The following is a 12,207-nucleotide window of genomic DNA, read 5'->3' as shown; positions in this document are numbered from 1 at the left end:
GAACATTTTACTCATACCAGGCGGGGCTGAATCGGACACCGCAACCTGCGGCTACCACGACAACCGCTCCGAACAGCCAGCGCGACACACACGCGTCCGGTTTCGCCTTGGAATCGACACAGGCAGCTCTTGGCGTCAGAGCTGCCGGCATCGGGTTCGTCTACTTTAATGGACCTTCCGCAACGCCACACCAATCGATGAGCGTCAGCGCAAAAATCTCTGCGCAGCGGAACACGTCATCGAGCACGATGTACTCGTCCCGGTAGTGCGCAACCTGTGTGACGCCTGGCCCGACGACGATGGCAGGCGTATCGGCCAGCGCCGTCAGCAAGCCGCCGTCCGTTCCCCACGGCGAAGCTTCCACGATGGCTCGCTCGCCTGTCACTGCTGCGAACTTGTCCTGCAAAATCTCCATGAGCGGATGATCCTGCGGGACGTCTCCCGGCACCCAGCGTGCCCCATACCACTCCAGCTCGACAGGATGCTCGGCAAACCACGGATCGACTTCCGCAAGACGCTTCAACGCTGCTTCCATCTCTGCCCTGGCATCGTCCATCTGCTCGCCCGGCGCTACGCCCATCCGGCCTTCCAGCTTGACGAGATCGGCGACAGACGACGGCCATTTTCCTCCCTCGATCACCCCGATGTTGATCGGAATCGGGATCGGCAGCTTGGCGTACAGCGGATCGTCCAAACGATCGTTGCGCTCTTTTTCCAGGCGGCCAATCGCTTGCACGACCAGCATGCTTTTCTCGATGGCGCTCACGCCTTCGTAGCGTGTGCCGCCGTGAGCAGAACGCCCCTTGACAGTCAAACGGAACCACATCGAGCCTTGCTGTTTTGGAAAAATTTTCATGTTGGTTGGCTCAGGAACGAGTGCCGCATCTGCCTTGTAGCCGCGCAGAATCGTAGCGAGCGTTCCTGCTCCCCCGCTCTCTTCCTCCACGACGCTCTGGTAGATGACGTCTCCCTTGAGTCGGACCCCCAGCTTTTGCAGCACGGAGATGGCGAGCAGCGAGGACAGGTTGCCCCCCTTCATGTCCGTTGCGCCCCGTCCGTACAGTTTCCCATCCACTACTTTTCCGCTGAACGGATCGTCGCTCCACTGCGCGTAATCGCCTGGGGGAACGACGTCAACGTGTCCATTCAAAATGAGCGAGCGGCCGCCGCCTGCACCCTTCCAGACACCGACTACGTTCGGGCTGCCCTCAAACGTTTGGCGGGGCGACACGAAGTAAGGATGAGAAACGAGTTCCTTTCCCTCCATGACCCACATGTCGACTGCGAGCCCCATTTTCGTCAACAGCTCGGCAATACTTTTTTGAATGGATTCCTCCGCTCCCTGCACGCTCGGGCTTTGCACCCATTCCTGCAGCAGCTTGACGGAAGCCTCCCGATCTTTTTCCAACTGCTCTCGTATTAGCGCTTGCCAGTTCGCCATGCTCTTCCCCCGTTCTTTTGGAAAATCGTCTTTGCCTAGCGGAAAACGCCGACTTCTCCCTCTACTTTCAGTTCGGCTTCGGTCGCTCCAATCACATCGGCCACGCTGTACGGATACATGACCTCACGCAAATACAGACCGTCCGGTTTCACTTCCATCACAGCCATATCGGTGATGATCCAGTTCGCCGCCTTGCTTGCTGTCAGCGGAAGCGAGCATTCGCGCACGATTTTGGAGCGGCCGTTTTTGTCGAGGTGTGTGGTCACAACCATGACCTTTTTCGCTTTTTGCGCCAGCTCCATCGCTCCGCCCATTCCTGGCACGCGTTTGCCCGGCACGATCCAGTTGGCAATATCCCCGTTTTGGCTCACTTCGAGGACGCCAAGAATCGTCATGTCCAGCAAGCCGCGGCGAATGATCGCAAAGGCCGTGGCGCTGTCAAAAAAGGACGCTCCCGGTACCAGCGTGACCGGAAAGCCGCCCGCATTGCACAGCATGGCGTTTTCCTCTCCTTTGGCCGGGCTCGGTCCGGTACCCAATATGCCGTTTTCCGCGTGAAACATGACACGTTTGTCCGCAGGGATGAAATCGGCCACCAGCGTAGGAATGCCGATCCCCAAATTGATAATCATGCCGTCCTCGACTTCCATCGCCGCCCTGCGCGCGATTCGCTCGCGGTAGCTCTCGGTCTCTTTTACTTCTCCCACGCCCATCGCCAGTTCACCCCTTCACTTTGCACGATGTAGTTGACGAAGACGCCCGGCGTGACGATTTCCTCTGGGTCCAGTTCGCCAACCTCGACAATCTCATCCGCTTCCACGATCGTAATGTCGCCCGCCATCGCCACCAGCGGATTAAAGTTGCGCGCGCTCGTATCGTACACCAGGTTGCCGAAGCGATCCGCCTTTTTCGCGTGGACAATCGCCACTTCGGCGGTCAGAGGCGTCTCCAGCAGGTACTCTTTGCCGTCCAGCACGACTTTTTGCTTGCCTTTTTCCGCAATCGTGCCAATGCCCACGTCAGACAGAATCCCGCCCAGACCGACGCCGCCTGCCCGTACACGTTCGGCGAGAATTCCTTGCGGACAAAACTCGACCTCCAGCTCGCCTGCCGTCATTTGCGCCCCTGCGTTCGGGTTGGAGCCAATGTGAGAGGCGATTACTTTTTTCACGCGTCGCTCTGTCACCAGCTTGCCGATCCCGATGTGCGGAAACGCCGTGTCGTTGCTAATCAGAATCAAGTCGCGCACACCAAGGTCCAAAATGCCCTGGATCAGTGTCGGCGGATTGCCTACTCCGCCAAAACCGCCTGCCAGAAGCGTCATCCCATCGCGAAAATGGGATAACGCTTCTTGTAGAGTCACTACTTTATCAAAACGGTTCGTCATTGCCGTCTCCTCCCTCTAGCCAATCAGCGCCTTGTCTTTTAGCTCCTGCTGGACGCTGACAATCGCCTCTTTCAAGAGGGCGATCAGTTCGTCGATCTGCTCTTTTGTAATCGTCAGTGGCGGAGCGACAATGACCGAGTCGCCTGCCACGCCATCAATGCCACCGATGGCCGGATAGATGAGCAGCCCTTTTTCAAATGCCTTCGCGATAATCTTTGCGGCCACTCCCTCTGACAGGGCAAACGGCTCTTTCGTTTCTTTGTTTTTGACAAATTCCAGGCCGCAAAGCATACCCAAACCGCGCGCCTCACCGACTAGCGGCAATTCCTCTGCCAGCTCCTGCAGGCGAGACAGCAAGTAAGCGCCTTGCTCGGCTGCTTTTTCGATCAGGCCGTGTTTCTCGACGTATTGCAAAACCGCAAGCGAAACAGCAGCAGACTGCGGATTGGCGCTGTACGTGTGTCCTGCCATAATCAGGCCGCTTCCTTTGGTGATCGTCTCGATAATTTCATCGGTCACCATTGTGGCAGCCATCGGCGTATAGCCGGCGCTCATGCCTTTGCCAAGCGTCATCAGGTCAGGCACGACGCCCCAGTGATCGACGCCGAACGCTTTTCCGGTGCGGCCAACCCCTGTCATAACTTCGTCAGCGATAAACAGCACTTCGTACTTGTCGCAAATTTCACGAATCCGCTGGAAGTAGCCGTCTGGGGGAACGACCGCACCGCCGGAAGCCCCGATGACCGGCTCCGCGATAAAGGCCGCCACCTGCTCGGCTCCGATGCGCAGGATGGCCCGCTCCAGTTCATTCGCGCATTCCAGCGCGTACGCTTCCAGCGACATGCCTGCTGGTCTTCTGTACGGATACGGCCCGGTAATCGTCGGATAGTCCTCCAAAAGCGGAACGAAGCGCTTCCGCCGCAGGACGTGTCCCGACATGGAGAGCGCCCCCATCGTGATCCCGTGGTAGCTCATCCAGCGGGAGATGATCCGGTTTTTCGTCGGTCTGCCTTTTTCCTGCCAGTATTGGATTGCGATTTTTTGCGCGGTCTCGGTCGCTTCGGAGCCGCTGCTCACAAAAAACGTCCAGTTCAGCGAGCCCGGTGCCCACTCGGCCAGCTTCGCTCCCAGTTCCTCCACAGCGTCACTGCTGAAGTGCGAGCGGTACGCAAACGATACTTGTTTGGCCTGTTGGTACATCGCTTCGGCGACTTCTTCCACCCCGTGGCCGATGCTCGCGGTTACAGCCCCGCTGCAGCCGTCGATATAGCGGTTGCCTTCTTTATCGTATAAATAAATGCCTTTGCCATGAGAAATGAACGGATACGTCTTGCCCAACTCCGGTTTGATTACATAGCTTCTGCTCATGATCGTCGCCACCTCGCTTTTTCTCTCCCTCTATCCTAGCTGACCTGTGCCGTTCATCCATCCGACGCGCTGTCAAAAAAATATGGAAAAGAGACATAATCTTTTGTACATTTTGTATAAAGAACTTTGCGACACGGAGGTGTGCCTTGTGACGATTACGATTCGAGAGGCTCTGCAGCTGCCTGACATGGTGCAGACGCGGCTGATCGCCGGAGCGGGCGGACTGGACAATCCAATTCGCTGGGTGACGATAGTCGAGGTGCTCGAAGACGCCAGCAGACTGCAGGAAGGCGAGTTTTTGATTACGACCGGATTCGGCCTCGCTGAAAATGTGGAGCGGCAAAGCTCGTTCATTCCGACTCTGGCGCGGCAAAAGCTGAGCGGAGTCGCCATCCACACCGGATTTTACTTGCGGGAAATTCCCGAAAGCTTTCTTGCAATGGCTGATCGCCATCAGCTCCCGCTCATTGAAATTCCGACCGAAATCAACTTCTCGACGATAACGAAAGCCATTTTGCAGCCGATCGTCAACCGGCAGTTCGAGACGCTCGCCTACTCGCAGGCGATCCACAACCGGATGATCGACGCAGCCCTGTCCAAAGGCGGACTGCCCGCCATCGCCGCCGAATTGGCAGAACTGACAGGTGGCGGGGTGACGATTTTGGACGCGTTCGGCTTTGAAGTGACCCAGCACGGCTGCCCGAGAGAGCAGTCCCGTGACGAAGGCAGGGAGCACGTGCATTCCGTGCCGATCCGCGCCAGCCGCGAGCATTTCGGCACGCTCAGCCTGGCCAAGCCACGGGAAGCGTGGAAGGAGCTGGACGATGTAGCGCTCCAGCACGCAGCTACCTTGTGTGCGCTGGAATACGTAAAAGAACGCGCCGTTTCCGCAACCGAGTGGCGGCTGAAGGGCGACTTCGTCGAGGAGCTTTTAAACGGAAAGCCGATGAGTCCGCAAGAGCTGGAAAGCCGCTGTCGCATGCTGGGGTACCCGCTGTCGGGCAAGCATCTCGTCGTAGCGGTCAAGGTGGACACCGGCGAACATGCCAGACGCGGGGAGCTGCACCAAAGCGCCATTACGCTGATGCGCAGGCTGTGCGACCTCCACCAGCGCTCGTATTTGCTGCGGGAACGGCCTCATTGCCTCTTGTTCGTGCTGCCCGATGACCGGACAAGCCTGCTTCTCCTGGAGCAGTTCACAGCGCGCTGGAAGGGGCTGCATCCCTCTGCGACTCTGCAGATCGCCATCAGCAACCCGCGCGAGCAGCTAACCGACGTTTTTGGCGCCTCCGAGGAAGCCATTTTTGCGCTCCAGGCCTATCCCCTGCTCGCCCGCGCCCCCGAAATGCTGCGCTACCGGGACATGCAAGGCTACCAGTTCCTGTTTCCTTACCACCGCGACGAGCAGAGCATGTACGACCTGTGGAAGCCGATTCTGGAGCCCTTGATTCGCTACGACAGCAAATACAACCAGCAACTGCTGGAAACGCTGGAGGTGTACCTCGCCCATAACGGGAACGGCCTGCAAACCTCCCAAGCGTTATATATTCACCGCCACACCCTGAAATACCGCCTGACCCAGATCGAAGAAAAAACAGGCTACCGCCTGGAGGATGCCAACCAGCGCTGGCAGCTTCAACTGGCGCTCATGGCCCGCCGTCTGCAGCAGCAGCTGTTTCCTTCCCGCGAGTAGCCCTATTCGTCCCTGGTTTGCCGCAGCGGCTTCACCCAGATGTTCATGTCTTCGAATCCGGAAAAAATCGTGCAGTTGTTGATGAGCCGCCCCCGGTACTGATAGCCCATCTTGGCCGCTGTCACGTTCATCCCTGCCGATTGCGCCCGGGTCAAGGTGTAGAGATAGTAAATCCCTGCCTCCTCCATCTTTTTTTCCAGAGCGCAAAACAACGGCTGGAGGAGGCCTTTTCCCGTGTGCTCCGGGTGAGTGGCACAGTCGGTCATCTCCGCCGAACCCATTCGCTTCGACACTTCGGCAGACGCGGCGCAGGCAATCCTGCCAGCATGCTCGACGACGTAGTAGACGGTCCCCTCCTGCATCGTCTTGCGCACGTACTCTGGATCATCCATGGGGGTAGGATACGTCGCGAATACAAGACTGTACAGACGCGCCAGTTCCTCTGCATCCGCCTCTGTTGCCGGACGCATGCTGTACCCTTCCGGCAGCGGCTTTGCTTCCCCGGCTCCCGCCTTTGCCAGACTGAGCGCCAAAATTTCCTCCGCCAGCTCAGGCGCTGTCGACGTCGCCCGTTCCTCTGTCACATACGCCGTGAGCATGTAGGCATTTTCTCCTTGAAAAAATCCGTCAATAACCCCTTCCTGCCGATAACCAAGCGCTAGCCACTCCGCTACATCCCGCTTTTTCCCGTAGACGATCAGCTTGGTCGCACCCGACTTTTCTGCCACCTGCCGCAGCATCTGGTCGTATTCCTTTAGCCGCGTCCGGTCGTACAGATGCAGCTTGACCCTGCGGTTTTGCCGATCGTCCACCAAATCGCCTGTCGCGAGCATTTCCTCAATCTGTGCCTGTGTCATGAAACGACCCCTCCCTTGTTTCCTTGTGCTTTCATTGTAGCAAACAGAGCTACTGCGTCATCTGCCAATCTGTATAAAAAGTGGGCAGTCAGGCACAAATGCGGCCAGGTTGGGCATTCGACGAGCGCCATTTTCCCTATGGGTTCATAAGATGAAGGGAGTTGCTCCATCTGGGAAGGAGGGGGTATTTATGAGCTGCAGCAGAAACAACGATTTTGCCCTTGTTTTGGTTCTGTTCGTTCTCCTCGTCATCGTTCTCGTCTCAATCTCGTAAGATCTTTTTTGTGCCCCTCAGGATAGGTAGTATCGAGGGGCCACCTACATATGCATGTAATAGGGATGACACGTCTTGAGAAGGGAGGAAGCCCACGTGTCTACACTTGTGTTTGCGCATCGCGGCGCTTCCGGCCTGTATCCGGAAAACACGATGGAAGCTTTTCACGCTGCTGTCCGCAAGCGGGCGGACGGTATCGAGCTGGACGTCCAGCTAAGCCGCGACAACAAACTGGCCGTCATTCACGATCACCGACTGGAACGGACGACAAACGGCTCCGGGCCTGTGCGCGGCTATACGATGCGCGAGCTGCGCCAGCTGCGTGCCGACAAAGCTTGCTCCACGCGTTTTCCCAAAGCCCGGATTCCCCTTCTGCGTGAGGTATTTCAAGCCTTTTCGGATACATCGTTGCGTTTTATTATCGAGCTGAAAAACTTTTTTCAGAACCAGCCCCACCTTGAAGAAAAAGTCATCGAGCTGATCCGACGCTACCAGTTGACAGAACGAACGGTCATTTCCACGTTTAACTTCGACAGCTTGTTGCGAATCAAGGAATTGGACCCTGCGCAAACGACCGGGCTTTTATACGTCGGCCCGATCACAAAGCCTTGGGCAGTCGCAAGCCAGTACCGCTGCGAGCAACTGCACGTCCCGTACGACCAACTGACTCCCGAGCTGGTCCAACAGGCCAGACAGCGCCAACTGACTGTCTACAGTTGGACGGTGAACAGCAGTCGGCAAATCCAGCGGGCGGTCGATATGGGCGCAGACGGGATCATTACCAATTATCCGGGACGCGCCAGAAAAATCATCCAGGCCGAATAGCCAAGCAAAAAGGAGCCTGTTGCGGAAGGCTCCTTTTTGTACTCAACTGTTACGGGTGCGGAACGTAAAATTTTCCCTGCCAACTGTTTCGTCGGTTCAGCTCGGCATTGATCCCGTTCAGCACTTCCCATTTTTTGCGGCTCCACATCGGTCCGATCAACAAGTCTTTTGGCCCATCGCCTGTGATGCGGTGGACAATCATTTCCGGCGGCAAAATTTCGAGTGTATCGACGACGAGCTTGGTATACTCCTCCTGTGAAAGAAATTCCAGCAGACCCGCCTCGTACTGCTTGACCATCGGCGTCTTGCGCAGCAGGTGCAGCAAGTGAATTTTGATTCCTTGCACATCGAGGTGGGCGACTGCATCTGCCGTCTGCATCATTTCTTCGTGCGATTCTCCCGGCAACCCGTAGATGATGTGCGTACAGACGCGAATGTTGTGCTTGCGCAGCCTCTCCACTGCGTCGACATAGCAGGCGTAGTCGTGAGCCCGGTTAATCAGTTGCGCGGTATGCTCGTGGATCGTTTGCAGGCCCAGTTCCACCCACAGGTACGTCCGTTCGTTCAGCTCCGCCAAATACTCCACCACATCGTCTGGCAGGCAGTCAGGGCGCGTTGCGATCGAGAGGCCGACTACCCCTTCCTGCCGGAGAATGACCTCGTACATCTCGCGCAGTTCGTCTACAGGGGCGTACGTGTTCGTGTACGCCTGGAAAAAGCCAAGGTATTTGGCCTGGGGCCACTTGGCGTGCATCCGTGTTTTCACCTCGTGAAACTGGCGCTCCAGGTCCATTCTCCGGTCGCCAGCGAAATCACCGGAGCCGCGTGCGCTGCAAAAAGTACAGCCGCCCGTCACGACCGTACCGTCACGGTTTGGACAGGTGAAGCCTCCGTCCAGCGGAACCTTGAAAATTTTTTCGTGAAAGGTGGAGCGCAGGTGGTAGTTCCATGTATGGTATCGCTTGTCTCCCCACAGCATGGGAGTGTCGTGATCGCAATGTTGTGGTGCCACCTTCATCACTGCATACCTCCTCGTAGACCGGCTGTGTGCTCGTGTTTTGTCTCACAGCCAACGCTCAAGTGCCTTGCTGCCTGTTGTATCGCTATCGCAGATAGGATCGCGTCATTATACCAGATTACACTCTCCCTAACAAGAAAACCACAGGTGCATATCGCCCTGTGGTTTTGCTCCATGGTTTTATTGCTGAATCTCCTCGATGCGTATCGCACGGGTATGGGACGTATGGCTCCACACCTGATTTTTCTTGGTGAAAAATGCGTAAAACAGGATCGGCAGCCAGGTCAGGAAAAAGAACGGCAACAGGAGCAGTCCCAAATATCCCTTGAGCGGCACTTTTTCGAGGTAAAGCGCAAGAAACGGCAACAAATAAAACACAGCTGTGGATCCGTACACCAGCCAGGCTGGCAGGATGGTCGCAGCAGGCGTCAGAGCCGCAATGTCAAAATATCGGCCCACGAACAGCAAAGACATCATCGTCACCATCAGCACGTACATCGGCTGGAACAGATAGAAGGCCGCGTCGAGCATTCCCACTCTTCTTGACTTCAGGCCGTTTTTCACTACACTTGCAATGTAGCGTCCCGCCACATCGTAGTGGCCTTGCATCCAGCGCAATCGTTGGCGCATCGAAGCCTTCAAGTCAATCGGCTTCTCATCCCAAACCTTCGTATCATGAGCCCAGGTCGGATAGATTCCGCGCTCAATACAGCGCGTAGCAAACTCCAGGTCTTCCGTCAGGCTGGTCGCTCCCCAGCCCATCTCCTTGAGCAGATTGCTCTCGATACACAAGCCCGTACCGCCCAATGTGTTTGGCAGGCCAAGGTTGTGACGGGCCAGCTGCCACATGCGGTTTGTAAACCAATATGTAACAGCATAAGACAGGGTAATCCAGGAGTCAAATGGGTTTTTCGAATCCAGATAGCCTTGGATCACGCGCGCCCCTTTGACCAGTCGGTCGTTCATCACTTTCAGGAAGTTCTTTTCCACCAGGTTGTCGGCATCAAACATGACGACAGCATCATACTGCTTTGGCATTGCCCAGAGGTTTTCCAGCATCCACTCAATCCCGTAGCCTTTTCCGCGCTTGGACGAGTCAAAACGCTCGCACGCAATGGCTCCGTGTGCCCGACTGATCTCGGCTGTGTCGTCTGTACAGTTGTCGCAAATGACGAAGATGTCGTACATTTCGCGTGGGTAGTCCAGCTGTTTCAGGTTTTCAATCAGTGGAGCGATTACGGCACTTTCGTTATGCGCCGCAATCAGTACCGCAAATGTTTTTTGTGGCTCGCTTGTCACCTGCTCCTTTTTACGGAACAGGCCCGCACATGAAACCAGTGTTTGGTACGTGCTAATCACACCTACCGTTGAAGTGAATCCGATGAATAATCCCTCAATGATCTCTCTAAATACACTCATGGGTTCTTCTCCTCGACCTGAATCAAATTGGGTCTGATCTGATTCAGGTAGTGTTGTTTTTCCAATATTTCTCTATTTATTTCTCCCAATTGGGAGTGTACATCAAAAGCGGTTCAAGATCAATGACCCAAAAGTGGGAAAAAAGACGACACTCCTATCACCTTTCCCATCTTTTTCTCTATCTATTCGACAAGCCCTGAACGTGAGCAGAAAAAAAAGCCCTTGTCGAAAAGGCTTGATTTATTTCGAAAACACGAGAACCAATCTGCGTCCTCGATTGGATACCATGGTGCGGTCGGCGAGACTCGAACTCGCACGGGTCGCCCCGCCACCCCCTCAAGATGGTGTGTCTGCCAATTCCACCACGACCGCCTGTTGTCCTTGACCTGTTGCGCAGCAAGCCATTCCTAACCTCTCACAGAATCACGTGTCTGAGTATACACAATCCATATTTCGAAGTCAATAGCGATTTCCTCCTGTCAAATGCCCCAAATATCTTTGGGTTAAATCGTATGTCTTCTCTGTTCCTGTCGAAAAAGCGCTTGTTTTGTTGGTTTTTCCAGAAAAACAAGGTCATTTCAGGAGACAGTCCCCCTCGTTTCGACACAATCATCTATCGATCGCGCCGCCATATTTTCCGGCTCTCTTACATATTTTATGGCGAATAAGACAAATTATGACCAGTAGTGGAGGACACCCTTTCTCAAAAAAATTTTTCGTCATTGGGGGAAAACCATGATTCCCGAGGATATTAAACAACTCCTGCACGATATTCGGCTAATTGGCGGCGGCATGAAGCAGTATGAGCATCCGGATGATTGGCAGCTGATCCGCAATCTGGTTGGTGACAAGCTGGAGGTCGATTTGAGCGATGCCACTCCCGACTATTGGGAGAAGCTTCGTGCTTCGCTTGAGAGCGAAAAGGCAGTGGCGCTAGAAAAAGCAGAGCGACGTTACCTGCATGGCCTCTACTACTACAATCCTTTTATTTGACCACGATGTGCTCGTGGTCTTCCTTTCTGGTCTGCGCGGCCAGTGGTTCTGTCCACGGAATTGTTTGGCAACGGATGCGTGTATCGCTTTCGGCTTATCTTTGTCCCCTCTCCACCGAAAAAAGAAGTCCGAAATCAAATTTGTAGAGAAGCGTATCTTTTTTGCTTTTCATTCGTCATATAGAGTAGCGAGGGGATTTTCAGAGGAATCTACTCATGAACATGTGCTCTTGGACGAAAAGCTTCCTTATTATATATGTCATTATTGGTCATTTTCTGTCGATTAAAAATCTTGTTTTGCCATGGACGAGATACACATATGTTGTATACATGCTGATGAGATTGGGGAAAGATGGGGAGTTATTTGCGGTATGCGTCATCTGTCATAAAAAGACCTCCTTCAAACTCAAATGCTAAACTTGAGTCTGTAGGAGGTCTTTTCAATAAGTGGCGTCCCAGGAGAGATTCGAACTCCCGACCGACGGCTTAGAAGGCCGTTGCTCTATCCAGCTGAGCTACTGGGACAGGTATGGAGGGAGTACCCGGATTTGAACCGGGGATGAGGGTTTTGCAGACCCGTGCCTTACCACTTGGCTATACTCCCATGCATGGGGCGATCGATGGGACTCGAACCCACGAATGCCGGAGCCACAATCCGGTGCGTTAACCCCTTCGCCACGACCGCCATATCAATTTGTTGGTAGCGGTGGAGGGATTCGAACCCCCGACCTTTCGGGTATGAACCGAACGCTCTAACCAACTGAGCTACGCCGCCGTAATAAAAAATGGCGGAGAGTGAGGGATTCGAACCCTCGCTACGCTTGCGCATACTAACGGTTTAGCAAACCGTCCCCTTCGGCCTCTTGGGTAACTCTCCGTAATTATATGTTCCTTCAAAACTGAATATGCATGTTTGCCAAGAAATGTGTGGAT

General features: G+C 54.9%; 10 protein-coding genes and 6 tRNA genes. 3 read left to right on the top strand and 13 right to left on the bottom strand.

What is annotated here, in order from left to right:
- Positions 1-160 precede the first annotated feature (160 nt).
- The 4 genes from EDM57_RS22855 to EDM57_RS22840 are packed head-to-tail and all read right to left on the bottom strand — an operon-like array spanning position 161 to position 4,196.
- A complete protein-coding gene (locus EDM57_RS22855) occupies positions 161-1,441 on the bottom strand; it encodes a peptidase (protein ID WP_122906961.1) in 1,281 nt (426 codons plus the stop codon).
- Between the two features lie 35 nt (positions 1,442-1,476).
- On the bottom strand, positions 1,477-2,154 hold the full coding sequence (locus EDM57_RS22850) for a 3-oxoacid CoA-transferase subunit B (protein ID WP_122906960.1): 678 nt from the start codon (positions 2,152-2,154) through the stop codon (positions 1,477-1,479).
- The gene (locus EDM57_RS22845; RefSeq protein WP_122906959.1) at positions 2,136-2,828 is read right to left on the bottom strand and encodes a 3-oxoacid CoA-transferase subunit A; all 693 of its coding nucleotides are present in this window, start codon (positions 2,826-2,828) and stop codon (positions 2,136-2,138) included. The genes EDM57_RS22850 and EDM57_RS22845 overlap by 19 nt, the downstream gene beginning before the upstream one ends.
- A gap of 15 nt (positions 2,829-2,843) precedes the next feature.
- Complete coding sequence (locus EDM57_RS22840) at positions 2,844-4,196, bottom strand: aspartate aminotransferase family protein (RefSeq protein ID WP_122906958.1); 1,353 nt, start codon at positions 4,194-4,196, stop codon at positions 2,844-2,846.
- 148 nt (positions 4,197-4,344) lie between these two features.
- Here EDM57_RS22840 and EDM57_RS22835 point away from each other — a divergent pair, with 148 nt between their 5' ends.
- On the top strand, positions 4,345-5,889 hold the full coding sequence (locus EDM57_RS22835; protein WP_122906957.1) for a PucR family transcriptional regulator: 1,545 nt from the start codon (positions 4,345-4,347) through the stop codon (positions 5,887-5,889).
- A gap of 2 nt (positions 5,890-5,891) precedes the next feature.
- Here EDM57_RS22835 and ablB read toward each other — a convergent pair whose 3' ends face one another.
- Positions 5,892-6,746 (bottom strand): putative beta-lysine N-acetyltransferase, encoded by an 855-nt coding sequence (ablB, locus tag EDM57_RS22830; protein WP_122906956.1) that lies wholly within the window; start codon positions 6,744-6,746, stop codon positions 5,892-5,894.
- 370 nt (positions 6,747-7,116) lie between these two features.
- Between ablB and EDM57_RS22820 the strand changes: the two genes are divergently transcribed.
- Positions 7,117-7,845 (top strand): glycerophosphodiester phosphodiesterase, encoded by a 729-nt coding sequence (locus tag EDM57_RS22820; protein ID WP_122906954.1) that lies wholly within the window; start codon positions 7,117-7,119, stop codon positions 7,843-7,845.
- Between the two features lie 49 nt (positions 7,846-7,894).
- Here EDM57_RS22820 and mnmL read toward each other — a convergent pair whose 3' ends face one another.
- From mnmL to EDM57_RS22805, 3 genes are all read right to left on the bottom strand, one after another.
- A complete protein-coding gene (gene mnmL / locus EDM57_RS22815) occupies positions 7,895-8,863 on the bottom strand; it encodes a tRNA modification radical SAM protein MnmL/YtqA (RefSeq protein ID WP_122906953.1) in 969 nt (322 codons plus the stop codon).
- A gap of 180 nt (positions 8,864-9,043) precedes the next feature.
- Positions 9,044-10,282: a glycosyltransferase family 2 protein gene (locus EDM57_RS22810; protein ID WP_122906952.1), complete on the bottom strand. Its 1,239-nt coding sequence runs from the start codon at positions 10,280-10,282 to the stop codon at positions 9,044-9,046.
- Between the two features lie 287 nt (positions 10,283-10,569).
- A tRNA-Leu gene (locus EDM57_RS22805) sits at positions 10,570-10,654 on the bottom strand.
- A 363-nt stretch (positions 10,655-11,017) separates the two neighbouring features.
- Here EDM57_RS22805 and EDM57_RS22800 point away from each other — a divergent pair.
- Positions 11,018-11,275: a hypothetical protein gene (locus EDM57_RS22800; protein WP_122906951.1), complete on the top strand. Its 258-nt coding sequence runs from the start codon at positions 11,018-11,020 to the stop codon at positions 11,273-11,275.
- 447 nt (positions 11,276-11,722) lie between these two features.
- Here EDM57_RS22800 and EDM57_RS22795 read toward each other — a convergent pair.
- The 5 genes from EDM57_RS22795 to EDM57_RS22775 all read right to left on the bottom strand — a co-directional run bounded on the left by EDM57_RS22795 (position 11,723) and on the right by EDM57_RS22775 (position 12,151).
- Positions 11,723-11,799 (bottom strand) — tRNA-Arg (locus EDM57_RS22795).
- 5 nt (positions 11,800-11,804) lie between these two features.
- Positions 11,805-11,878: transfer RNA gene (locus EDM57_RS22790), tRNA-Cys, on the bottom strand.
- Positions 11,879-11,883: 5 nt separating this feature from the next.
- Positions 11,884-11,959 (bottom strand) — tRNA-His (locus EDM57_RS22785).
- A gap of 13 nt (positions 11,960-11,972) precedes the next feature.
- A tRNA-Met gene (locus EDM57_RS22780) sits at positions 11,973-12,049 on the bottom strand.
- 11 nt (positions 12,050-12,060) lie between these two features.
- Positions 12,061-12,151 (bottom strand) — tRNA-Ser (locus tag EDM57_RS22775).
- Between the last annotated feature and the right edge of the window lie 56 nt (positions 12,152-12,207).

It is taken from the genome of Brevibacillus gelatini, from assembly GCF_003710935.1.
GTDB lineage: Bacteria > Bacillota > Bacilli > Brevibacillales > Brevibacillaceae > Brevibacillus > Brevibacillus gelatini.
This window is presented reverse-complemented; position numbering and strand designations above follow the sequence as displayed.